18 protein-coding genes are annotated in these 22,954 nt (G+C 66.1%); 7 read left to right on the forward strand and 11 right to left on the reverse strand.

Going from position 1 to position 22,954, the window contains the following annotated elements:
* The first annotated feature begins 119 nt into the window (after positions 1-119).
* Positions 120-1,685, forward strand: coding sequence for a GH39 family glycosyl hydrolase (locus ABQ137_RS18985; RefSeq protein ID WP_184434865.1), 1,566 nt, complete (start codon positions 120-122; stop codon positions 1,683-1,685).
* Positions 1,686-2,077: 392 nt separating this feature from the next.
* Here the strand turns inward: ABQ137_RS18985 and ABQ137_RS18990 are convergent, their stop codons facing one another.
* Complete coding sequence (locus ABQ137_RS18990; protein WP_039514053.1) at positions 2,078-2,350, reverse strand: metal/formaldehyde-sensitive transcriptional repressor; 273 nt, start codon at positions 2,348-2,350, stop codon at positions 2,078-2,080.
* 65 nt (positions 2,351-2,415) lie between these two features.
* On the opposite strand from ABQ137_RS18990, the gene dmeF reads away from it, so the two are divergent.
* Complete coding sequence (dmeF, locus tag ABQ137_RS18995) at positions 2,416-3,390, forward strand: CDF family Co(II)/Ni(II) efflux transporter DmeF (protein WP_349783364.1); 975 nt, start codon at positions 2,416-2,418, stop codon at positions 3,388-3,390.
* Positions 3,391-3,650: 260 nt separating this feature from the next.
* Here the strand turns inward: dmeF and ABQ137_RS19000 are convergent, their stop codons facing one another.
* On the reverse strand, positions 3,651-4,478 hold the full coding sequence (locus ABQ137_RS19000) for a ferredoxin--NADP reductase (protein WP_349783365.1): 828 nt from the start codon (positions 4,476-4,478) through the stop codon (positions 3,651-3,653).
* 35 nt (positions 4,479-4,513) lie between these two features.
* Between ABQ137_RS19000 and ABQ137_RS19005 the strand changes: the two genes are divergently transcribed.
* The 4 genes from ABQ137_RS19005 (at position 4,514) to ABQ137_RS19020 (ending at position 8,186) form a co-directional block, all read left to right on the forward strand.
* On the forward strand, positions 4,514-5,530 hold the full coding sequence (locus tag ABQ137_RS19005; RefSeq protein ID WP_024940739.1) for an ABC transporter ATP-binding protein: 1,017 nt from the start codon (positions 4,514-4,516) through the stop codon (positions 5,528-5,530).
* The gene (locus ABQ137_RS19010) at positions 5,527-6,330 is read left to right on the forward strand and encodes an ABC transporter permease (protein WP_046345017.1); all 804 of its coding nucleotides are present in this window, start codon (positions 5,527-5,529) and stop codon (positions 6,328-6,330) included. The genes ABQ137_RS19005 and ABQ137_RS19010 overlap by 4 nt, the downstream gene beginning before the upstream one ends.
* A 5-nt stretch (positions 6,331-6,335) precedes the next feature.
* Positions 6,336-7,280, forward strand: a complete 945-nt coding sequence (panE, locus tag ABQ137_RS19015; RefSeq protein ID WP_349783366.1) for a 2-dehydropantoate 2-reductase — start codon at positions 6,336-6,338, stop codon at positions 7,278-7,280.
* 390 nt (positions 7,281-7,670) lie between these two features.
* Positions 7,671-8,186, forward strand: a complete 516-nt coding sequence (locus ABQ137_RS19020) for a hypothetical protein (protein ID WP_016903647.1) — start codon at positions 7,671-7,673, stop codon at positions 8,184-8,186.
* A gap of 6 nt (positions 8,187-8,192) precedes the next feature.
* Here ABQ137_RS19020 and ABQ137_RS19025 read toward each other — a convergent pair whose 3' ends face one another.
* The 9 genes from ABQ137_RS19025 to mgtE form a co-directional block, all read right to left on the reverse strand.
* The gene (locus ABQ137_RS19025) at positions 8,193-8,597 is read right to left on the reverse strand and encodes an acyl-CoA thioesterase (RefSeq protein ID WP_054591206.1); all 405 of its coding nucleotides are present in this window, start codon (positions 8,595-8,597) and stop codon (positions 8,193-8,195) included.
* Between the two features lie 38 nt (positions 8,598-8,635).
* Positions 8,636-9,088 (reverse strand): hypothetical protein, encoded by a 453-nt coding sequence (locus tag ABQ137_RS19030; RefSeq protein ID WP_167764360.1) that lies wholly within the window; start codon positions 9,086-9,088, stop codon positions 8,636-8,638.
* A gap of 40 nt (positions 9,089-9,128) precedes the next feature.
* On the reverse strand, positions 9,129-9,455 hold the full coding sequence (locus ABQ137_RS19035) for a thioredoxin family protein (protein ID WP_024940689.1): 327 nt from the start codon (positions 9,453-9,455) through the stop codon (positions 9,129-9,131).
* On the reverse strand, positions 9,427-9,912 hold the full coding sequence (locus ABQ137_RS19040) for a flavodoxin (RefSeq protein ID WP_046345020.1): 486 nt from the start codon (positions 9,910-9,912) through the stop codon (positions 9,427-9,429). Before ABQ137_RS19040 ends, ABQ137_RS19035 begins: the two co-directional genes overlap by 29 nt.
* Before the next feature lie 89 nt (positions 9,913-10,001).
* Positions 10,002-11,045, reverse strand: a complete 1,044-nt coding sequence (locus tag ABQ137_RS19045; protein WP_046345022.1) for a ribonucleotide-diphosphate reductase subunit beta — start codon at positions 11,043-11,045, stop codon at positions 10,002-10,004.
* A 185-nt stretch (positions 11,046-11,230) separates the two neighbouring features.
* Positions 11,231-13,729, reverse strand: coding sequence for a ribonucleoside-diphosphate reductase subunit alpha (locus ABQ137_RS19050; RefSeq protein WP_102582119.1), 2,499 nt, complete (start codon positions 13,727-13,729; stop codon positions 11,231-11,233).
* Positions 13,730-14,810: 1,081 nt separating this feature from the next.
* Positions 14,811-15,851 carry a DUF475 domain-containing protein gene (locus tag ABQ137_RS19055; RefSeq protein WP_039524674.1) on the reverse strand — a complete coding sequence of 347 codons (1,041 nt, stop codon included), beginning with the start codon at positions 15,849-15,851 and terminating at the stop codon, positions 14,811-14,813.
* A 106-nt stretch (positions 15,852-15,957) separates the two neighbouring features.
* Positions 15,958-18,666 (reverse strand): bifunctional acetate--CoA ligase family protein/GNAT family N-acetyltransferase, encoded by a 2,709-nt coding sequence (locus ABQ137_RS19060; RefSeq protein ID WP_039521122.1) that lies wholly within the window; start codon positions 18,664-18,666, stop codon positions 15,958-15,960.
* A 260-nt stretch (positions 18,667-18,926) separates the two neighbouring features.
* On the reverse strand, positions 18,927-20,294 hold the full coding sequence (mgtE, locus tag ABQ137_RS19065) for a magnesium transporter (protein WP_024940695.1): 1,368 nt from the start codon (positions 20,292-20,294) through the stop codon (positions 18,927-18,929).
* A 548-nt stretch (positions 20,295-20,842) separates the two neighbouring features.
* Between mgtE and ABQ137_RS19070 the strand changes: the two genes are divergently transcribed.
* The gene (locus ABQ137_RS19070; RefSeq protein ID WP_053051610.1) at positions 20,843-22,654 is read left to right on the forward strand and encodes a monovalent cation:proton antiporter-2 (CPA2) family protein; all 1,812 of its coding nucleotides are present in this window, start codon (positions 20,843-20,845) and stop codon (positions 22,652-22,654) included.
* Positions 22,655-22,954 lie beyond the last annotated feature (300 nt).

Here is a 22,954-nt window from a genome sequence, read left to right on the forward strand (position 1 = left end):
GCGTGCAATCCCTGCCCATCGCCACGCAACGCTGGCAGCAGGAAGACCAAGCACGCCCGTCCGCAGCACTGGGCCGGAGCTGGGTTACGCTCCGCGATCGAACATTGGCGGGAGCGGTGATGCGTCTGAAGATCTGGTTGGCAATTGCACTGAGCGGCTGCATGGCGAGCTCTGCCATGGCGCAGGAGGCGGCGCCTCGCACGATCGAGCTGGATCTGGCCAGCGCCGCCGGGCCGGTCGACCGGTTCTACGACCTGTCGATCGGCTCGGACTTTCCCGGCACCTTGATCCGCAGCGACAGCCAGGCGCAACTGGTTCCGGCGGTGCAGGAGCTGGGGTTTCGCTATATCCGCTTCCACGACGTGTTCCATGACGTGCTCGGCACGGTGAAAGACGTCGACGGCACGCTCGTCTACGACTGGACCAAACTGGATCAGCTCTACGATGCGCTGCTGGCCAAGCGCATCCGTCCGTTCGTGGAATTGGGCTTTACGCCCGCCGCGATGAAGACCTCCGAACAGACGCTCTTCTACTGGAAGGGCAACACCTCGCATCCGGACCCGGCCAAGTGGACGCAGCTGATCGATGCGTACGTGCGCCACATCCGTGCGCGCTACGGTGCCGACGAGGTGCGGCAGTGGTATTTCGAGGTGTGGAACGAGCCCAACCTCAAGGATTTCTGGGAGAACGCCGACCAGCAGGCTTACTTCGATCTGTATGCGAACACCGCGCGCACGATCAAGGCGATCGATCCGCAGCTGCGCGTCGGTGGCCCCTCCACCGCCGGTGCGGACTGGGTGCCGGAACTGCTGGCCTTCGTTGCCAAGCACAAACTGCCGATCGACTTCGTCACCACGCATACCTATGGCGTGGAGGGCGGCTTTCTCGATGAAGATGGCAAGCAGGACGTCAAGCTGTCGGCATCGCCGGATGCCATCGTCGGCGACGTGCGCCGCGTGCGTGCGCAGATCCAGGCCTCGCCATTTCCGGATCTGCCGCTGTACTTCACCGAGTGGAGCAGCAGCTATACGCCGCGCGATTTCGTCCACGACAGCTACATCAACGCGCCCTACATCCTGACCAAGCTCAAGCAGGTGCAAGGCCTGGTGCAGGGCATGAGCTACTGGACCTACACCGACCTGTTCGAAGAACCCGGTCCGCCGCCCACGCCCTTCCACGGCGGCTTCGGGCTGATGAATCGCGAGGGCATCCGCAAGCCGGCGTGGTTTGCCTACAAGTACTTGAACGCGCTCAAGGGCCGCGATATTCCGCTGCGCGATGCGCACGCATTTGCGGCGGTGGATGGCCAGCGCATCGCCGCGCTGGCCTGGGATTGGCAGCAGCCGGTGCAGGCGGTGAGCAATACCCCGTTCTATACCAAACAGGTGCCGAGCACCGACAGCGCAGCGCTGGTCTTCCGCCTGGCGCACGTGCCGGCCGGCAACTACAGGCTGCAGGTGCGCAAGACCGGCTACCGGCGCAACGATCCGCTGTCGCTGTACATCGACATGGGCATGCCCAAGGACCTGGCGCCGCGGCAGCTGGCGCAGTTGCAGCAAGCCACGCGCGACACGCCCGAGCAGGACCGGCGCGTGCGCGTCGGCGCCGATGGCGTGGTGGAGATCCGCGTGCCGATGCGCAGCAACGATGTGGTGCTGATGACGCTGGAGCCATCGGCGCGCTGAGCGCCCGGCACGCCATTGCGCCTGCAATCAGGCGAGGCGTTGCGGGTGGATTGCGTGCGCGCAGCGATGCGCGCAGTTCGGCGCGATGTCCCGACCGTGCATCGTTCGCGACATCGGATGCGTCACGCGTGCGTTGCGGCACGTCGTGCGCATCGCCGCAGGACACTGCAGGCACGACATCATCAAGGTCCAGCGCGCTGGGCCGTCGCTCAGCCCGCGCAGCGCACAAGGTTGAAATCGAATCGGCGGGATCGCTTGGACCCGATGTGCAGGACTTGAAGCTGCAAACAAAACGTAGCGCGCAGGAGCCGCAGTGCACGAGTGGTACACGCCCATTCCAAGCACCGGCCGCGCCTATCTGACGGTGAGCGCAGTCGTTTTGATGACCGCTCTTACTTGAGATAGGTCTTGAGAATGGCGGTGATGTCGTCGACCGCCAGTTCGCGCTCGCCCAGCGCCTCCGGTGCCGCGACGTGGTGTTTCAAGTGCTCGCTGAGCAGCTCGACCATCAGGCCCTGCGCAGCGCCACGAAACGCCGCCACCTGCGTCAGCAACGCGGTGCAGTCCACGTCCTGCGCCAGGGCTTTCTCCAGCCCCTCCACTTGCCCGCGGATCCTGCGCACGCGGGCGAGCAGTTTGGATTTGTCCTGATTCAGATGTGCCATTGCCGTATACCCCCCGGGGGTACCTGAGATACCCTAGGGGGGTATCGTAGCCAGAGCCCCTTCCGATGTCGATCACGCACGCCGCACCGCACTGCGCGCAGTCGCACACATTCGCCAGCGCCAACCCGCTTGCCGAGCGCAGCACCCGCAAGGCCGTCATCCTGACCGTGGTCATGATGCTGGTGGAGATCGTCGGCGGCTGGACGCTCAATTCCATGGCCCTGCTCGCCGATGGCTGGCATATGAGCTCGCACGCACTGGCGCTGGGGCTGGCACTGTTCGCCTACCGTTTCGCGCGGCGCAATGCCAACGACCTGCGTTTCAGCTTCGGCACCTGGAAGGTCGAAGTGCTGGGCGGCTATACCAGCGCCATCCTGCTGTTGGGCGTGGCCGGCTTGATGGCATTCCAGTCGCTGGAACGGCTGTTCTCGCCCAAGCCCATCCAGTACCAGGAAGCCACCGTCATCGCCGTCATCGGCCTGCTGGTCAACCTGATCTGCGCCTGGTGGTTACGCGACTCGCACGGCCACGCGCATGGTCATCACCACGACCACGCGCATGACGGTCATGGTCATGGTCATCACCACGATGGGCATGCCGATCTCAACCTGCGTGCCGCGTATCTGCACGTGGTGGCCGACGCGGCGACCTCGGTCCTGGCGATCGTCGCGCTGCTCGCCGGCATGTACTGGGGCGTGACCTGGCTGGATCCGATCATGGGCATGCTCGGCGCGGTGCTGGTCACCGTGTGGGCGTGGGGGCTGTTGCGCAGTACCGGCCGCGTGCTGCTGGATGCGGAAATGGATGCGCCGGTGGTGGAAGAAGTGAAGCAGGTCATCGCCGAGCTGCCGCACGCCATCGACATCGGCGACCTGCATGTCTGGCGCGTGGGCAGTGATCGTTATGCCTGCGTCGTCAGTCTGGTCACGGCGGCCGACATCGATGCGGACCTGGTCCGCGCTGCCCTGCAGATCCACGAAGAACTGGTGCACATCACCGTCGAGCTGCAGCGCCCGCCAGCGACGCGGGCTGCGGCCTGACGATTCGGCGGCGCGCTGCATTCGGCGCCCTGCAGTAGTGAGCGCGGAAGCGGTCAGCGAGAATGCCAGCCCGAGCAGCAGTGGCTCCAGTTGCACCACGCGCCGGAGCACAGGATGCGACTGCAGCAGCGCACAGTGGGCGGGAGGGATGGCCAGGACAGCATCGCGATGCTGTCGAGCGGCCTTGAACGCGTCGGGAACCGCGTACCGGGCGCGATCGGCGGGTACCGAGCAAGCCAGCCCGGCACCGTGCGACTGGCTCAGGTTTTCGCCGGAGCCGGGCTGACGTATTTCTCGCGGCGGATCTGCGCGTTCGGCAGGCCGGCTGCCTTCAACGCCTCGATGCAGCTGTCCACCATGTCCGGGTTGCCGCACAGGTAGGCGATATCGCCCTGCGCGTCGGGCGCGCATTCGGCCAGCTGCTGCTGCACGTAACCCTGGCGTACATCGGCATGCGGCTGCTCGGGCAGCTCGCGCGAAAAACACGGCACATAGCGGAACTGCGGATGCGCATCGGCAAACGCGCGGAAGTCGTCGCCGTACAACAGCTCGGCCGGCGTGCGCGCGCCCTGCAGCAGCAGCACCTGCACGCCACGGGTGGCGATCGCCTCGGCCAGCAGCGGCAGCATCGAGCGGTACGGGGTGACGCCGGTGCCGGTGGCGATCAGCACATAACGCCGGTTGTGGTTGCCCGGCGGCAGGCAGAAGCGCCCGTAGGGCCCGCTGGCCTGCAACTGGTCGCCGATCTGCAGGCCTTCGAACAGCGCGGTGGCCGAGCCGCCGGGCACGAAGCTCACCGCGATATCCACCGCCTCGCCCGGTCCGAGCGCATGGTCGTGGATGGTCGCCAGCGAATAGCTGCGCTTGGTCGGCGTGCCGTCGGCGGCATCGAAATGGATCTGGATGAACTGCCCGGGCTGGAAATCCAGCGGCTGCCCGTCGTCACGCAGGAACTGGCAGTGGGCCACGGTGGGCGCAATCATGCGCCGGTCGACAAGCTTGAGGGGGAATTGAACGGGCACGAACGTATTTGGGACAGTCTGTGATCGGGGCTTGCCCCCGCGGGCTTCTATAATAACGGCCTGCAACTCGCTGCGCCGTCACGCTGACGCGAAGGAATATCTTGAATTCTCCATCTCCGATCACCGCACCCGCGTTGCGTGTGTGCGATCTGCGCAAGACCTACGACAACGGCACCCAGGCGCTCAAGGGCGTCTCGCTGGACGTGGCGCCAGGCGATTTCTTCGCCCTGCTCGGCCCCAATGGCGCCGGCAAATCCACCCTGATCGGCATCATCAGCTCGCTGGTGAACCTGTCCGCCGGCCAGGTGGAAGTGTTCGGCACCGACCTGGTCGGCCAACGCAGCGATGCGATGCGCCTGATCGGCCTGGTCCCGCAGGAGGTCAACTTCAACCTGTTCGAAAAACCCTTCGATATCCTGGTCAATTACGCCGGCTTCTACGGCATGCCGCGCGAGCAGGCCGCCGCGCTGGCCGAAGCCGAGCTGCGCCGCTCGCACCTGTGGGAAAAGGCCCAGGTGATGAGCCGCACGCTGTCCGGCGGCATGAAGCGCCGGCTGATGATCGCCCGCGCCATGATGACCCAGCCGCGGCTGCTGATCCTGGACGAGCCCACCGCCGGCGTGGACATCGAGATCCGCCGCGACATGTGGCGCGTGCTCAAGGAGATCAACGCCGCCGGCACCACCATCATCCTGACCACGCATTACCTGGAAGAAGCCGAGCACCTGTGCCGCAACCTGGCCATCATCAACCACGGCCAGATTGTCACCCAGGGGCCGATGCGCGAACTGCTGGCCAAGCTGGACGTGGAAGGCTTCCTGTTCGATATCGACGGTGTCCTGCCGGCCGAACTGCCGGTGATCGAAGGCACCACGCTCACCGCCATCGATGGCCACACGCTGGACCTGGACATGCCGCGCGCGATGGACCTCAACCGCGTGTTCGCCACGCTCGGCAGCGCCGGCATCCGGGTGCGCTCGATGCGCACCAAGAGCAATCGCCTGGAAGAGCTGTTCGTGCGCCTGACTGGTGACGCCCCGGTACCGGCCACCGCCCCCACGCCCGTCGCCCCCAACGGCACACCGCCCGCGCAGCCGCGCAGCGGAGGCCAGCCATGAACGAGATCCGCACCGTGACCGAACCCACCAACGCGCGCCGCAACTGGACTGCGCTGGGCACCATCGTGCGCCGCGAAGTGCAGCGCATCCTGCGCATCTGGGGCCAGACCCTGGTGCCGCCGGCCATCACCATGACGCTGTACTTCTTGATCTTCGGCGGGCTGATCGGCTCGCGCGTGGGCGACATGGGCGGCTACTCGTACATGCAGTTCATCGTGCCGGGCCTGGTGATGATGAGCGTGATCCAGAACAGCTACGGCAACATCTCCTCCAGCTTCTTCGGCGCCAAGTTCGGCCGGCATGTGGAGGAGCTGCTGGTCAGCCCGATGCCCAACTGGGTGATCCTGTGGGGCTACGTCTCCGGCGCGGTGCTGCGCGGGGTGATGGTCGGCGCGTTGGTGCTGATCATCGCGATGTTCTTCACCCCGGTGCGCATCCCGCATCCGCTGGTCACGCTGACCACGGTGCTGCTGGGCGCGACCATCTTCTCGCTGGCCGGCTTCGTCAATGCGGTGTACGCCAAGAAGTTCGACGACGTGGCGATCGTGCCGACCTTCATCCTGACCCCGCTGACCTATCTGGGAGGCGTGTTCTATTCGGTGAAGCTGCTGCCGCCGTGGGCCGAAGCGGCCACCCACGCCAACCCGATCTTCTACATGGTCAACGCGTTCCGCTACGGCCTGCTCGGCAGCTCGGACGTGCCGATCTGGGTCGCCTACGCGCTGATGCTGGGCTTTGTCGCGGTGCTCAGCGCGCTGGCGCTGTGGCTGCTGCGCCGTGGCGTGGGTCTGCGGAGCTGATGACGATGGCGATGCGTATCCTCATCCTCGGTGCCGGCGGCACCGGCGGTTATTTCGGCGGACGCCTGGCACAGGCCGGGGTCGATGTGACCTTTCTGGTACGCGCTGCGCGGGCCGCGCAACTGCAGGCCGATGGCCTGCGCATCCGCAGCCCGTTGGGCGATGCGGATCTGCCGGTAGCGCATGTCACCGCGCAGGACCTGCCGGCCCTGGTGGCGCAGCGGCCGTTCGATCTGGTGATCCTCAGCTGCAAGGCCTACGACCTGGATAGCGCGATCGAGGCGATTGCGCCGGCGGTGGGCGAGCACGCGACGGTGCTGCCGATCCTCAACGGCCTGCGCCATTACGCGACGCTGGACGAGCGTTTCGGTGCGGCGCGGGTGCTGGGTGGGTTATGCTTCATCAGCGCGACCAAGGGCGAGCACGGTGAGATCCTGCACCTGGGCAAGCCGGCGGCGATGACCTTCGGCGAGCGCGATGGCCGCGCCGCATCGGCACGGGTGCAGGCGCTTGCGGCGGCCTGCGCGCAGGCCGGCATCGATCATGTGGCCAGCGAGCAGATCGCGCAGGAGCAGTGGATCAAGTACAGCTTCCTCACCGCGCTGGCCGCTGCGACCTGCCTGATGCGTGCACCGGTCGGGGCGATCGTCGCCACCGACGACGGCCGCGCGTTGATCAACGGCCTGTACAACGAATGCCTGTGGGCCGCCGATGCGGCCGGGCAGCCGATCCCGGAAGCTGCCCGCGCCAAGGCGCTGCAGACCTTGTTGCAGGTGGATTCGCCGCTGAAGGCCTCGATGCTGCGCGATCTGGAAACCGGCCAGGACGTGGAAGCGGCGCAGATCGTCGGCGACATGTTGAAGCGGGTGCGCGAGACAGGGCGCAACGCGCCGCTGCTGATGGCGGCGAATGTGCATCTGCAGGCGTATCAGGTGTTGCGGCATAGCTGAGGGTGTTGGGGTGCGGGGTGCGGCAGGAGTGCGTGTCGACCGTACCCCCCATCCGCCCTTCGGGCACCTTTCCCGGCGGGGGAAGGGCTGCGACCTGGAGCAAGACGGCTTCTCGTGTAGCGCCGTCCGTCTCTCTGGCACCTCCACGCTTGTTGCAGCTGATTGGCGCCCCTTGGGCGCTGATCGTTGAAGCGGTCTTCGGAAAGAAGCCGGTTCCTGATGCCTGCTTCGATCGGGCGCGTGCGTTGCAGTGTCAACGCACGACCACTGCAAGGCGACATCTGCCGCAACGCGCCACCGCCGACATGGGCATGGGCATTGCCATTGCCTTCGCGCTGCAACGACGCGGTGCACACGATGCTCTGCGTCCCCTCGCCTGTGTCGCCGCCGATGAAACTGCTCAGCCACCTGTTCCGTGCCGGTCATTTCGTGATCCTGGCGTTCTTCGTGCTGTGCGCGGCAGGTTTGGTGGCGATGGCCGGGCTGGAGCTGTGGCATGGCTTTACCCCCGGCGGCGACATGGTGGTGCGCGACCGCTTCAACGTGGTGCTGGAGGCGATCGGCCTGCTCACCGTGGCGCTGGTGACGCTGGAGCTGGGCCAGACCATCTTCGAGGAAGAGATCCTGCGCGACGTCAAGGTCAGCGGCCCCACGCGCGTGCGCCGCTATCTGTCGCGGTTCTTCGTGGTGATCGTGATTGCGCTGGCGATCGAGACACTGGTGTCGATCTTCGAGCTGATGCACGACGACCCGGCCAAGCTGCCGTATGCGGCGGCGGTGGGCCTGTGCGCGGCGCTGTTGCTGATCGCCTGGGGCGTATTCGTCAAACTCAATCGCAGCGCCGAAGAGCTGGAGCCCGAGGCGATGGCGGAAACCAAGCGCGAGGACCGCGAGGTCGAGGAATAAGCGCCGTCAGCTGCTGACCGCGGGCAGCGGCGGCACCGTGGTCGGCTTGCCGTCGTCGCCGAGCGCGATCATGACGAAGTGGCCTCGGGTGCACAGCTCGCGTGCGCCGCTGAGCAGGTCTTCGGCGATCAGTTCCACTTCCACCTTGATCGAGCTGCGCCCCACCGAGACCACCCGCGCGATGGTTTCCACCATCTGGCCCTGGCGGATCGGCAGCTTGAAATCCACCTGGTCCGAGCGCGCGGTCACCACCGCACGGCGTGCATAGCGCGAGGCGGCCAGGAAGGCGGCCTTGTCCATCCACGCCAGCGCCTGCCCACCGAACAGCGTGCCCATGTGGTTGGTGTGGTTGGGGAACACGATCTCGGCCATGCGGGCCTCGGTCGGTGCAACGGTGGTGGAGCTGCTCATGAAGGCGGTACCGGAAGAAGGAAGGAAAGCCAGCCAGATCAGCTGCGCAGCGTTGGCAGGAAGCTCAGGTCCATGTGGTAGCGCGCCGGGCGTCGTGGATCGACCAGGACCCGCAGCGGTTGCCCGTCGACCAGAAACGGCTGCGGATCGATCCACAGGTTGTCGCTGCGATACTCAGTCAGGGTGTTGTGCGTGCGGTCTTGGCGATGGGCAAGGATACGGAACGGGTGCACGCCGTTGACCTGCAAGGACGCATTGCGTTCGACGCACACGAAGCGGGCTTCCACCACCGTGCCATGCCGGCGCAACCACGCAGCACGCCGCGCATGCCAGACGCGATAACCGAGGATGCCGCCCCCCACGCCGCCGAACGCCACACCCAGCAGCAACAGGATCCAGCGCGCCTGATCGGGCAACAGCGCCGCACCGGTCAACAACCCCAGCCCCGCCAGCAGGAAGCTCCAGGCGACGATGGTGACGGTGGCGTTCATTGCCGGAAGCCTGCGCGGTTGCGATGGACTTCCGGCGCGCTCACAGCCCGCTACGGACCGCCGCTTCGACCTGCGCCGGCGACTGGAAACCGGGGAGACGTGTCACTTCCGCGCCGTCCTTGAACAAGGCCAACGTCGGCGTCTGCCGCAGGCCCAGACTGCGGAAAAACTCCTCGCCAACCACTTCCAACTTCACCTTGAGCAGTGCGACGCCCGCGGCGTCCTCGCTCGCGGCGAACTTGGTCAGCGACATGTCGAGCATCTTGCAGCCCGGGCAATTGTCCTTGTAGTAGTCGACCAGCAAGCGCGGATGCGCGGCCAGGGCGGCGGTGTAGTGCTCAGGCGACGTGACGGTAATGGTCTGCATCATGGGGATCGTTCTTGCATTGGGCCAGGACCTCGTCGGTCCAGGCGGCGATGGCCTGCGCGTCGCGCTGGCCGTGGGGCATCTGTTCGATGGTCAAACGTGGAAACGGGCTGGCGAAGAACTGGGCGATGCGATGCACCGCGCCGCAAAAATAGTCCTCGCCCCATTGCGTTTCGCCGGTGCCGAACACCGCCACCCGCGGCGGCTTGCCCAGCGTCTCGACCAACTCGACGATGAAGCGTTTCATCTCTGCCGGCGTACGGCCGCCGTTGTCGGTCCAGCTACCGAGCAGAAACAGTTCGTACTGCCCCGGCGCATGCGGCACCTGCGCCAGCGTCTGCACATCGGTTTCCACCCAGGTCACCGCATGCCCGGCCACTTCGCAGCGCAGTGCAACACTGCGCGCGACATCGCGCGTGTTGCCGCTCAACGAGGCCAGTGCGAGCAGGATGTTCATGGGGCGGGGAATTGGGAATGGAGAATGGGGAATCGGAAGAGCGCGGTGTTGTCTGCTTTTGCCATTCCCGATTCCCTATTCCCTATTACTCACAGATCGTCGAAGCCGTTATCCGAGTTGGTCTTCTTGTACGAGGCATTGCGCATTTCGAAGAAGTCGGTCTTGGTTTCGGTGAAGTTGTCTGCGTAGGCCTTGATCCACGGCATCACGTTGTCGTTGGCGCCTTCGTACAGCTTCTCGATGCCGAGCATGCCGGCCATCTTGTTGGCGCGGTACTTCACGTAGCGGATCATCTCGTCGACGTCGATGCCGTCGATGCCGTCCAGCACTTCGGCGGTCCACTGGGTTTCCAGGTCGATCGCGTGCTCGAAGGCCTTGTGCACGTAATCGGTGAGCTGGTCGCCCTGCAGCGCCTGGTTCTCGCCGATGATGGCGCGAATCAGCTCGCTGATGAACTTGGAGTGGGCCAGCTCGTCGCGGTTGATGAAGCTGATGATCTTGCCGGTGCCGGTCATGCGGTTCTGGCGGACCAGATTGTAGAAATACGCAAAGCCGGAATAGAAGTTGATGCCTTCCAGGATCGAGGACTGGATCAACGCGCGGATCAGCGTTTCGGCCGTCTTGTCGCGCATGAAGTCTTCGTAGGCGCCCATGATCGGCGCATTGCGCTTGATGATGGTCGGATGCGTGCGCGCGATCTCGAACACGCGGTTCTGATCGGCCAGGCCGGTGATCGAGGCCAGCACGTAGCTGTAGCTCTCGTTATGGATCACTTCCTGCTGGCCGATGATCGCGGCATTGGCATGCGCGGCCGGGTCGGTGATGTATTCGGCGACGTTGTAGATGAAGCGCGTCTGCGGCGAATCCAGCGTGGCCAGCAGGCCGATGATCGAGTCGTAGGCGTTCTTTTCGCGCGCCGACAGCTCGTTGTACTGGCGCGCGTCGCCCTTCATGTCCACTTCGTCGGGGATCCAGAAGTTGGTCGACAGCTCCTTGTAAGCCCGATAGAAGGACGGGTACGGGATGTCGTTCCAGTTGAGGATGCCGGACGTCTGGCCATTGATGATGGCGGTGGAGCGGTTCGGGTGACGCGGCTCCAGGATCTTGATGCGCTCAAGCGATGTTGCGGACATGGGTTTCTACTCGTGTTTCAGGCGTCGCGCGTACGGCGGCGCAACAAATCAATCTGGAGGAAAGCCCCCTGAGTCAGGAGGCGCGCCGAGGGCGCGGGGGTGTGGGAGCTGGTGAAGCAGGGTCCACGGTTCGCAACGCGAACCGTGGAAGCGAAGCGCGAATGCGCTTAGCTACTGCATGCGCTTTAGCTCGAACACCACTCGCATTCGCTGATGTCGATGTCGTTGGAGCGCACGTAGTACGTGGTCTTCAGGCCTTCGCGCCAGGCGGTCATGTGCAGGTCCAGCAAGGTGCTCGCACGGATGGTGCTGGGCACGTAGAAGTTGAAGCTGATCGACTGGTCGACGTGCCGCTGGCGACGCGCGTTCTGGCGCACGCTGGCGAACTGGTCGACCTTGTAGGCGCCCTTTTCGTAGTACGGCCAGGTTTCCAGCGACAGGCCCGGAGCGGCGACCGGACGACGGAAGTCCTTCTTTTCTTCGTAGTAGAACGCGCTGTAGATCGGGTCGATCGAGGCGGTGGAACCGGCGATCTGCGCGGTGCTCATGTTCGGCGCAACTGCCAGCATCCAGGCATTGCGCACGCCGTTGACGGCCACCTGCGCGGACAGCTCCAGCCACTGCGGGCTGTTGTAGTCACGCGCACGGAAGTACTCGCCGGTGTGCCAGTCGCTGCCACGGAACACGCTGTAGGTGCCCTTTTCCTTGGCCAGCTCCATGCTCGCCTGGACGGTCAGATAGTTGATGCGCTCGTACAGCTCGTCGCTGTAGTCCTCGGCTTCCTTGGCATTCCAGTGGATGGACTTCTGCGCCAGCAGATGGTGCCAGCCGAAGGTGCCCAGGCCGATGGCGCGGTACTTCTGGTTGGTGATGGTGGCCTGCGGCACCGGCAACTGGTTCAGATCGATCACGTTGTCGAGCATGCGCACCTGGATCGGGATCAAGCGCTCCAGCACGTCGGCGCCCAGCAGATCGGCCTGGTCTGCCTGCACGGTGATCGCACGGCCCAGGTTGATCGAGGACAGGTTGCACACGACGAAGTCGCCGGCCTTCTTGGTGGTGACGATCTGATTGCCGCTGATGATCTCCTGCATCATCCGCGTCGGGCTCATGTTCTGCAGGATTTCGGTGCACAGGTTGGACGAATAGACCATGCCCTCGTGCTTGTTCGGGTTCTTGCGATTGACTTCATCGCGATAGAACATGAACGGGTTGCCGGTTTCCAGCTGGCTGACCATGATCCGCTTGAAGATCTCGATCGCCTTGACCGTCTTGCGGGTGATGCGCTCGTCGGCGACCACTTCCTCGTACTTGCGACGGAAGCTGCTGTTGGCGTCGCCCTTTTTCTCGTCGTAGAAGTCCTGCAGGTACCAGCCCTTGATCCGCTTCACTTCGTGCGGATCGAACAGATACCAGTCGCCGCGACGCTCGACCGCTTCCATGAACAGGTCGGGGATGCACACCGAGGTGAACACGTCGTGCGCACGCAGACGCTGGTCGCCGTTGTTCAGGCGCAGATCCAGGAACGCCTCGATGTCGCGGTGGAAGATGTCCAGGTAGACCGCGATGGCGCCCTTGCGCTGGCCCAGCTGATCCACCGACACCGCAGTGTTGTTGAGCTGCTTGATCCACGGCACCACGCCGCCGGAGGAATTGGACACGCCGCGGATCGCCGAACCGGACGAACGCACATAGCCCAGATACGCGCCCACGCCGCCGCCGTGCTTGGACACGCGCGCCACGTCGGTATTGGAGTCGTAGATGCCCTGCAGGCTGTCGTCGACGGTGTCGATGAAGCAGCTCGACAGCTGGCCGCCGACCTTGCCGGCATTGGCCAGGGTCGGGGTGGCCACGGTCATGTACAGGTTGGACAGCGCCCAGTAGGCCTCGCCGACCAACTGCATGCGGCGCTCGCGGCTGCCCTTGCCGTTGCCGATCTCGTCCTGCATCAGGTACAGCGCGATGGTCAGCCAACGCTCCTGCGGCAGCTCGAACACGCCGCGCGAGTTGTCGGTGGCCAGGTAACGCGTGGCCAGCAGGTACAGGCCGTTGTAGGCGAACAGCTTGTCGCGCTCAGGCTCGATCATCTTGCCGGCTTCGATCAGCTCGTCCTTGGAGTAGCGGCGCAGGATGTCGTTGGAATAGACATTGCGGTCGGCCAGGCTCTCCTGCAGGCCGACGAACGAGCCGTACTTCTGGCTGGCGTCGTAGAAACGGTTGCGGCTGGCGCGCTTGTACAGGCGGCGCAGGTACAGGCGCGCGGCAAAGTGCTCCCACTCCGGGGTGGTCAGATCGACGCGGGCCTCGGCCTCGCGGATCAGGTGGTCGACCAGATCGTCAGCGTTGACGCTGTCCTTGCGGTCGACGAAGCCAAACACCGAGCGCTTGTAGTCGGCCACGTCCAGCTGCGGGAATTCGGCATGGATCTGGTCGATGGCGCGCTCCAGGCGCTCCGGCTCGAACGGAATCCGACGGTTGCCGGCTTCCTTGGTGATCCAGGTGGCGACGGCTTGTTCTTCGATGGTCTGTGCGTGCATTGCAATGGCTTGGCGGGGAGGCGGCACGATGTCCGACGGGTCGGTCAATTCCGGCGCGCCGCAACCGGGCGCGCTGACACTGGCGGGAACGCTGGTGGGTGTTGCGGTACCGGCGGCGATCGCGGCAAGGGTGTCGTTGGTGGTCATGCGTCCTCCATGCGTAGGCACACGAACCCGGCTGGGGACGGGTTGCGGCCGGATCCGGATTCCCTGGACAGCGATGGCGGTGCGCGACGACCAGCACGCAAGACCCACGGTCTGCGGCGGCATCGCCTTCACCAGCCATCTCCTTACCGGAGATTCCACGGCCGCCACCGCGCGGTGTGCTGTCGCGCAGTGGTCGGTGGCGAAACAACCGCGGCGCAACGAGACCACGCCGCCCGCTCCAGGCGACGCCCGGATGGCTGTGATCGTTCGTTGCTGCCGCCGCGGAGAGGCGTTTGATTGGCAACCTGCTGCAAATCATGCTCTCACTGGTCCGGACGCCTTGGGGCGACCAACCACCGACTCCCCCAAGATAGTGGGGTCCCCCGGAGGGGTCAACACCAAATGTAGGAAAATCCCGAAAACCCTTACAGCACAAAGCACTGTCTGACGAACGGTCGGCGCGGGGCTGCGAACCCGTCCAATTGGACTGCGCAGTCAAGGCCCAAACCGGTAATTCTGTCGATCAGTTGGGTCCGGTTGGGTTGGCTGCGACACCCATCGAGACTGAAGCCGGTCACGGTTGGCCGTGACTGCCTCAGGCGGCACCGCACACCTGGGGCGACTCCCCGGCCCGGCAGTGGGAGGAACTCGCCGCTGCCGACGTCGGGTCGAGGGCGCGGCGCCCTCACCGCTCGCGGGGCACGCCGTGAACCCGTCCCTGGGGGCTCGGTGGCGGCATCCATGCCGCCACACGGTCCCGCAATCGGCGAGGACACCGCACCAGACTGCTGGTCGGTGGTCGCGTGAAAGCTGCTGTAGCGCATTGCGCATCGGACGCTGAGCCGGCGCGTCATGATCGAACAACGCGCATCAAGCACGGCTCCTACCGTGCACACCGACCATCTCGACTGGTCCTTGCCCGCCCACCGTCGCGGGACCTTACGCGGCAGGGATGCCGCGTAAGAGCCTACATGGACGTACTTGCGGCGTGTCCCGCGGTGGTGGGCGGGCAAGGGCCCTGCAGCCAAGCCACAGATGGCCACAAAGGCGCTGAGTGGATGGCGTGACGCCTTGCGCGGCCTCAGATCTCGGTCGGGCCGATGTGGTGGCGCTTGCGGTAGCGGATCGACGACCACACCGAGGCGGCGATGAAGGCCACGCCGATCAGGCCGGTCAGCACTTCCGGCACGTGGTACACGGTGCCGACCAGCATGATGATCGCCAGCACGCCGATGGCGTAATGGGCGCCGTGCTCCAGGAACACGAACTCGTCCAGCGTGCCCTTGTGCACCAGATAGACCGTCATCGAACGCACGAACATCGCACCGATCGCCAGGCCCAGCATGATGATGACCACATCGCGGGTGATCGCGAACGCGCCGATCACCCCGTCGAACGAGAACGAGGCGTCCAGCACTTCCAGGTACAGGAAGGCAGCAATGCCCGAGCGCTTGGCCGGGCCCATGCCGTCTTCGCTCTCTTCGGACTCGAACAAGGCATCCACGCTGCCGACCAGCAGGTACAGCAGGATGCCGCCCAGGCCGGCGAACAGCACGCTCTGAAAAATGGCATTGGGCAGGAACAGCTTGGTGCACAGCAGCACCGTCACCGCCACGATCACCGACATCGCATCGGCCTTGCCCAGCTTGCCGACCAGCCGTTCCACCGGGCCGAGCCAGTGCAGCTTGCGCTCCTGGTCGAACAGGAAGTTCAGGAATACCAGCAACAGGAACATGCCACCGAAGGCGGCAATGGACGGGTAGTTGTCGGTCAGCACCTGGCTGTAGCGGTCCGGCTCCTTCAGCGCCATCTGCATCACCGGCACCAGGCCCATGCCGGTGGCCACCGACACGATCACGATCGGAAACACCAGGCGCATGCCGAACACCGCGATCAGGATGCCGACGGTGAGGAACAGCTTCTGCCAGAACGCGTTCATGTGCTTGAGCACGCCAGCGTTGACCACCGCGTTGTCGAACGACAACGACACCTCCAGCACGCTCAGCACCAGGCACAGCCACAGCGCCTGCCAGATACCCATCGAGGAGGTATGACCCCACCAGGCAGCCAGGCCCAGGCAGATCGCTGTGACCAAAAACGACATTCTGAAATCGCGGAACATTGACACTCCCAGGCGGGCCGAGACGACAGCCGAAGCAACCGGCCAGGGTGAGGCCCGGCAGATCCGGCATGCGGTGGAGGATGGGGGACCGCGGCGTGACGCGAGGTCAGGCCGGGCGTGGCTCGCCCATTATAGGGAGTGTCACCGCCATCAGGGTCGCATCGTCCGGATCCGGGCGGACCCCGAAGCCCAGGCTCTGGCACATTGCCAGCATGGTGCGGTTCTCGCGCAGCACCTGGCCTTCGATCTGCTTCAGGCCCAGCCAGCGCGCGTACTCGATCATGATGCGCATCAGCTGCCAGCCGATGCCGTGGCCCTTGAGGTCGGAGCGGATCAGGATGCCGTATTCGCCGCGCTCGTAGTCGGCGTCGGCATGCAGCCGCACCGCGCCGAGCATGTCGCCGGTCTTGGGGTCGATGGCCACCAGCGCGATCGAGCGCGCGTAATCGAGCTGGGTCAGCCGCGCGATGAATTCGTGGCTGAAATGCTTGACCGACTGGAAGAAGCGCAGCCGCAGGTCTTCGTCGGTGACCCGTGCGAAGAACGCGCGGAACAGCGCGTCGTCCTCCGGGCGCACCGGGCGCACCAGCGCATGCGTGCCATCGCCCAGCCCGATCTGGCGCTCCCATTCCTTCGGGTACGGGAAGATCGCAAAACGCGGATGGCCGCGGCCCTTGTGCAGCTTGCGCGCCGGCGCCACCGCCACGCGGGCGTCCAGCGCGATCACGCCATCGCGGTCGGCCAGCAGCGGGTTGATGTCCAGCTCGGTGATTTCGGGGATGTCGGCGGCCAGCTGCGCCAGCTTGACCAGCACCAGCGCCACCGCACGCTCGTCGGCGGCCGGCACGTCGCGGTAGGCCTTGAGGATGCGCGACACCCGGGTGCGCCCGATCAGCTCGTGGGCCAGGCGCAGATCCAGCGGCGGCAACGCCAGCTCGCGGTCGTTGATCACTTCCACCGCGGTGCCGCCGCGCCCGAACACGATCGCCGGGCCGAACACCGGGTCGTCGGCGATCCCGGCGATCAGTTCGCGCGCCTTGGGCCGCAGCACGGTGGGCTGCACGATCACTCCTTCGATCAGCGCATTGGGGTGCGCGGCGCGCGCACGCGCCAGGATGCCGGTCGCCGCTTCGCGCACCGCCGCCACGCTGGAAAGGTTCAGGCGCACGCCATCCACATCGGACTTGTGCGCGATGTCGCTGGACAGCACCTTCAAGGTCACCGTGCGGCCGACGGCCAGTAACGGGTCGGCCAGCAATGCGGCCTCGTTGGCGGTGGCGGCCACCTGCAGCGGCACGATCGGGATGCCGTAGGCGGCCAGCAGGCGGTTGGTGGCGACCGGGTCCAGCCAGCGCCGACCGGCGGCCAGGGCGTCGTCGACCACCGCCCGGGCGATGCCGGCATCCACCACGAAATCTTCCGGCAGGCTGGGCGGGGTCTCCATCAACGCCGCCTGCGCCTCGCGGTAGCGCACCAGGTGGGTGAAGCCGCGCACCGCGTCCGACTCGGTCGCATAGGTGGGCACGCGCGCGGCATTGAGCGCGGCAATCGCCGCATCGTCCTGGCCCAGCCACACCGCGAACACCGGCTTTTCGCGCTGGTAGCGGTTGCGTTGGTCCAGCGCGCGGGTCAGCGCCTTGGCCGCATCGGCCGAGGAGGTGAACGCGGTGGGCACGTTGACCACCAGCAGCGCGTCGTTCTCCGGATCGTCCAGCAGGGCTTCGATCGCCGCGGCATAACGCGGCCCGTCGGCATCGACGATGATGTCAACCGGATTGCTGCGCGACCAGCCCTGCGGCAGCGACTGATCCAGCCGCTCCAGCGTCTTGGCCGACAGCTCGGCCAGGGTGCCGCCGCGCAGCACCAGCTGGTCCACCGCCAGCTGCCCCACCCCGCCGCCGTTGCTGAGGATGGCCAGCCGCCGGCCGGGAAAACTGCCGAGCCGGCCCAGGGTTTCGGCGGCGGCGAACAATTCGTCCAGCGCGCCCACCCGCAACAGGCCGGCACGTGCGAATGCCGCGCCATACACCGCGTCCGAGCCGGCCAACGCCTGCGCGTGGGTGTCGGCATTGGGATTGATGCGGAACTGACGCCCGGACTTGACCACCACCACCGGCTTGGCGCGCGCGGCGGCGCGTGCGGCCGACATGAACTTGCGCGCATCGCCGATGCGTTCGACATACAGCAGGATCGCGCGGGTGCGGTAGTCGGTGGCGAAGTAGTCGAGCAGATCGCCGAAATCCACATCCAGCGTATCGCCCAGCGACACCACCGCCGAGAACCCCACCGAGCGCGCCACGCCCCATTCCACCAAGGCTGCGGCAATCGCGCTGGACTCGGAGATCAGCGCCAGGTCGCCGGCCTGCGGGCAATGCGCGGCGATGCTGGCATTGAGCCGCGCATGCGGAGCGATCACGCCCAGGCAGTGCGGGCCGAGGATGCGCATGCCCTTGGCGCGCGCGGCTGCCTCCATGCGCGCGGCCGGCGAGCCGGGGCCGCTGCCCAGCCCGGCGGTGAGGATGATCGCCGCAGCCACCCCGCGCCGCGCCGCGATCGACACGATGCGCGGCACGATGCGCGCCGGCGCGGTGATCACCACCAGGTCCGGCACCCAGGGCAGATCGGTCAGCCGCGCCACCGTGCGCACGCCATCGATCTCGCTGTAGCGCGGGCTCACCCAGCCGATCTGCCCCGGAAACCCGGCCGCGCGCAGGTTGCGCACCACCGCCCGCCCGGCCGAGCGATCGCGCGGACTGCCGCCGACCACCGCCACGGTGGTGGGACGAAAGACCTGCTGCAGGTGGTAGGTACTCATCGTGCGGAAGAGAACAATGCCATCGCGCTACGGTACACGCACTGATGGATCCAGGCATCGGCGCGCTGTGCACCATGAGTGTGTCACGCCGGGGTCACCACCCAACCGGGGGGTGCAGAGGCATCGCTAGAGTCGGCGATGCGCCAGGCCGATGCACCTGATGCGCCGAGGACGCAGGCATTCACCCTTCCGGTCAGTCGAAACACGTCCGGCATGGATAGAGGCCTGGCGACTGCTCGCCAGGCCTCCAAGGCAACCGATTACAACAGCGTGCCACTCAAGATCGCCGCGGCAATGCTGAAATAGATCACCAGCCCGGTGACATCCACCAGCGTGGCCACGAACGGCGCCGAGGCGCTGGCCGGGTCGAAGCCGAGCCGTTGCAGCACGAACGGCAGCATCGAGCCGGACAGCGAGCCGAAGGTGACGATGCCGATCAGCGCCGCGCCGATGGTCAGCGCCACCATCTGCCAGTGCGGGCCGTAGTCGTACAGGCCGGCGGTCTGCCAGATGGTGATGCGCACGATCGCCAGGAGGCCCAGGATGGTGCCCAGGGTGAGCCCGGTCGGCAGCTCGCGCAGCGCCACCTTCCACCAGTCGCCCAGGCGCAGCTCGCGCAGTGCCAGCGAGCGGATCAGCAGCGAGGTGGCCTGCGAGCCGGAGTTGCCGCCCGAGCTCATGATCAGCGGAATGAACAGGGTCAGCACCACCGCCTTGGACAGCTCGTCCTCGAAGTGCTGCATCGCGCTGGCGGTGAGCATTTCGCCCAGGAACAGCACGCTCAGCCAACCGGCGCGCTTCTTGATCATCTGACCGAAGCCGATCTGCATGTAGGGCTTGTCCAGCGCTTCCATGCCGCCGAACTTGTGCACGTCCTCGGTGGATTCGGCGATCAATGCGTCCAGCACATCGTCCACGGTGACGATGCCGAGCACATGGCCGTGCGCATCTACCACCGGGATCGCCAGCAGGTCGTGGCGGCGGATCAGGCGGGCGACTTCTTCCTGGTCCAGTGCCGGGTCCACCGTGACCGGCGGATTGACCTGCGCCACCTCCAGGATCGGCGCATCCGGCGCGCCGGTGATCAGCCGGCGCATGGTGACCACCTGGGTCAGCACGCGGCTGTGCGGGTCGAGCAGATAGATCGCATAGACCGTCTCGCGGCTGCGCTCCACCTCGCGGATGTGCTGCAGCGTGCGGCCCACCGTCCAGTCGGCCGGCACTGCCACGAACTCGGTGGTCATCAGCGCGCCGGCGGTATTGGGCGGGTAGCGCATCAACGCCTGGATCGACAGCCGCGCCTCGGCACTGAGCAGCCACAGCAGCGGCTGGCGCTGCTCGGCATCCAGGCCATGGAAGATGTCGGTGGCGCGGTCGTCGGCCATCTGCCCGAGCAGGGAGGCGGCCTGCTCGGCCGGCAGCAGCGCGACCAGCGCGCTGGCGGCATGCAGCTCGGGCTGTTCGAGCAATTTCACCGCACGCGGCTGCGGCAGCGCGGCCAGCACCTGTGCGGCCTCGTCGCGGTCGAGGGTGTTGAGGTATTCCACCGCATCGGCCGTGTTGAAGTCGGCGATGGGTGCGATCAAGGCATCGACGCCTTGGGCAAGGCGCAGGGTTTCGTTGTACATGGTGGTTCGCCTGGTGACGACCGTCGTCGATGACAGCCAGCGAACCTGAGCCTCAGGCGCGCGCCAGCTGGGTCATCGACCCGGGTCTAGGGTGACTGTCGCTGGACATGAGTAAGGGCTCCGAAAGGTGCGTACCGGCCGGTGATCCGGGCGGCAGCGCGGCGCAGTCTGCGCGCCTGCGCCCGCTTGGTCAATGCCCTGCGCAGGCCATGCTCAGCGGGCGTCCAGGCGGACGCCATAACGCCGGGCCTGTCATGTCGACAAGCGACTGCATTGCACCCGACGACCGGCTGTGCGCGACCGACCAGGACCGTGGGTCATCGCCTGCAACGGCGGCTGCGTGCACGCGTGCAATGCGGAACGACGTGGCGACATGCAGCTCAGTCATGCGGACGACGTGGCGCATTGCTGCCCGCGATGTGGTGCTGCCGGCTTGCATCACCGAACCAGCGCACACCGCCAATCCACACAGTTGCACGCAGCGCACGCCGATCCAGGCCAGCAGCCGACCGCGGGCGGCATAATGCGAACCTCAACGGAGAACGTGCATGCATAGCGGTGGTCTGGAACTGGCTCTGGTGCTGATGCTGGCCGCCATCGTGGCGGTGCCGGTGTTCAAGCGCTTCGGCCTGGGCGCGGTGTTGGCCTATCTGGTCGCCGGTGTGGTGCTTGGGCCCGATGGCGTGGGCGTGGTGCAGGATGCCGAGCGCATCAGCGGCGCGGCCGAGATCGGCGTGGTGATGCTGCTGTTCGTGATCGGCCTGGAACTGTCGCCGGCCCGCCTGAAGGTGATGCGTCATTCGGTGTTCGGTGCCGGCGCCACCCAGGTGGTGGTGACCACGCTGATCCTGGGTGGCCTGCTGATGCTCGGCAACCTGGGCTGGAAGAGCGCGTTGATCGTCGGCGTGGCGCTGGCGTTGTCGTCCACCGCGGTGGGCCTGCAGCTGCTGGCCGAGCGCAAGGCGCTCAATAGCGACTACGGGCGCCTGGCGTTCGCCATCCTGCTGTTCCAGGATCTGATCGCCATCCCGTTGCTGGCGGCGATTCCGCTGCTCGGCGGCAGCAAGAACGCCACGCTGGCATGGCCCGACGTGGCCAAGGCGGTCGCGGCACTGGCGCTGGTGATCCTGTGCGGGCGCTTTGTGCTGCGCCATCTGTTCAACGTGGTGGCGCGCACGCGCATGCCGGAAGTGTTCACCGCCAGCGCCCTGCTGGTGGTGCTGGGCACCGCCTGGATCATGCAGGAAGCCGGATTGAGCGCCAGCCTGGGTGCCTTCATCGCCGGCGTGCTGCTGGCCGATTCGGAATTTCGCCATGAGCTCGAATCGCAGATCGAGCCGTTCGAAGGATTGCTGCTGGGGCTGTTCTTCATCTCGGTCGGCATGGGCATCGATCTGAACCGGGTGGTCGCCGAGCCAGGCCTGATCGCCGGCGGCGTGGCGATCCTGCTGGTGGTCAAGTTCTCGCTGCTGGTCGGCATCGGCAGCGTGGCGAAGTTGCCGCTGCGCAGCAGCCTGATGCTGGGCAGCGTGTTGTGGCTGGGTGGCGAATTCGCCTTCGTGGTGTTCAACGAGGCCGATCGGGTCGGCTTGCTGGAGCGCGCCAACCACGACCGGCTGGTGGCCGTCGTCGGCGTGTCGATGGCACTGACGCCGCTGTTGCTGCTCGGCATGCAGCGCATCCTCAACGGGCCGCTGCGGCTGCATGCGCCCAAGTCCGACCGCCCGTTCGACACCATCGATGCGCAGACGCCCAAGGTGCTGGTCGCCGGCATGGGCCGCTTCGGTCAGGTGGTCGCGCGCCTGCTCACCGCGCGGCATGTGCCGTTCGTGGCCCTGGAACACAACCCGGACACCGTGGAAGATCTGCGCCGCTTCGGCAGCCAGCTGTACTACGGCGACCCCACGCGACCGGAACTGCTGCGCGCCGCTGGCGCCGACCGCATCAAGGTGTTCGTGATCGCGGTGGATGACCCGGACACCAACATCAAGACGGTGCGACTGATCCGCCGCCTGTACCCGCAGGCCACGGTGCTGGCACGTGCACGCAATCGCCAGCACGCCTGGAAACTGATGGACCTGGGCGCCGAACCGTTCCGCGAAGTGTTCGCCTCCAGCCTGGAACTGAGCGAACGCGTGCTGACCTCGCTCGGCCTGGGCGAGGCGGTTGCCAAGGATCACGTCAAACGCTTCCGCCAGCACGACGAAGAGTTGCTGCATCGCCAGCACCTGGTCTACGACGACGAAGCCAAGGTGATCCAGACCTCGCGCGACGCACGCGCCGACCTGATGAATCTGTTCGAAGCCGACGTCAAGGCCGATGTGGACGGCGAGCCCGCGCCTACCACACAGGATCGCTGAGCCCCTCGTAGGAGCGTGCCTGCGCGCGACCCGGGCGTTACCGATAAAGCCTCGTCGCGCGCAGGCACGCTCCTACGTGGATGTGGTGCATCGTTCGTCAACGGTAACGGCGCCGTCGTTGCCTCGGCGACAACCTGCACGCGAGCGGCCGATTGCGTCCAAGTCATACGCCGATCCCCCACCAACCACCCACAATCACTTCGCCGTTCGTAGGAGCGTGCCTGCGCGCGACCGGGCGCCCGGCGCTTCCTGGGTCTGCTCGGGGAACTTGGGCTGCGGAAACTGGGTGAGCGGGTTCTG

It is taken from the genome of Xanthomonas sp. WHRI 8393 (assembly GCF_040203315.1).
Taxonomy (GTDB): Bacteria; Pseudomonadota; Gammaproteobacteria; order Xanthomonadales; family Xanthomonadaceae; genus Xanthomonas; species Xanthomonas arboricola.

Excerpts from the sequence above, each read along its gene's own strand:
- ABQ137_RS18985 (WP_184434865.1), top strand. The coding sequence starts at position 120 with ATGCGTCTGAAGATCTGGTTGGCAATTGCACTGAGCGGCTGCATGGCG.
- ABQ137_RS18990 (WP_039514053.1), bottom strand. The coding sequence starts at position 2,350 with ATGGCACATCTGAATCAGGACAAATCCAAACTGCTCGCCCGCGTGCGC.
- dmeF (WP_349783364.1), top strand. The coding sequence starts at position 2,416 with ATGTCGATCACGCACGCCGCACCGCACTGCGCGCAGTCGCACACATTC.
- ABQ137_RS19010 (WP_046345017.1), top strand. The coding sequence starts at position 5,527 with ATGAACGAGATCCGCACCGTGACCGAACCCACCAACGCGCGCCGCAAC.
- panE (WP_349783366.1), top strand. The coding sequence starts at position 6,336 with ATGGCGATGCGTATCCTCATCCTCGGTGCCGGCGGCACCGGCGGTTAT.
- ABQ137_RS19020 (WP_016903647.1), top strand. The coding sequence starts at position 7,671 with ATGAAACTGCTCAGCCACCTGTTCCGTGCCGGTCATTTCGTGATCCTG.
- ABQ137_RS19025 (WP_054591206.1), bottom strand. The coding sequence starts at position 8,597 with ATGAGCAGCTCCACCACCGTTGCACCGACCGAGGCCCGCATGGCCGAG.
- ABQ137_RS19030 (WP_167764360.1), bottom strand. The coding sequence starts at position 9,088 with ATGAACGCCACCGTCACCATCGTCGCCTGGAGCTTCCTGCTGGCGGGG.
- ABQ137_RS19035 (WP_024940689.1), bottom strand. The coding sequence starts at position 9,455 with ATGCAGACCATTACCGTCACGTCGCCTGAGCACTACACCGCCGCCCTG.
- ABQ137_RS19040 (WP_046345020.1), bottom strand. The coding sequence starts at position 9,912 with ATGAACATCCTGCTCGCACTGGCCTCGTTGAGCGGCAACACGCGCGAT.
- ABQ137_RS19045 (WP_046345022.1), bottom strand. The coding sequence starts at position 11,045 with ATGTCCGCAACATCGCTTGAGCGCATCAAGATCCTGGAGCCGCGTCAC.
- ABQ137_RS19050 (WP_102582119.1), bottom strand. The coding sequence starts at position 13,729 with ATGACCACCAACGACACCCTTGCCGCGATCGCCGCCGGTACCGCAACA.
- ABQ137_RS19055 (WP_039524674.1), bottom strand. The coding sequence starts at position 15,851 with ATGTTCCGCGATTTCAGAATGTCGTTTTTGGTCACAGCGATCTGCCTG.
- ABQ137_RS19060 (WP_039521122.1), bottom strand. The coding sequence starts at position 18,666 with ATGAGTACCTACCACCTGCAGCAGGTCTTTCGTCCCACCACCGTGGCG.
- mgtE (WP_024940695.1), bottom strand. The coding sequence starts at position 20,294 with ATGTACAACGAAACCCTGCGCCTTGCCCAAGGCGTCGATGCCTTGATC.
- ABQ137_RS19070 (WP_053051610.1), top strand. The coding sequence starts at position 20,843 with ATGCATAGCGGTGGTCTGGAACTGGCTCTGGTGCTGATGCTGGCCGCC.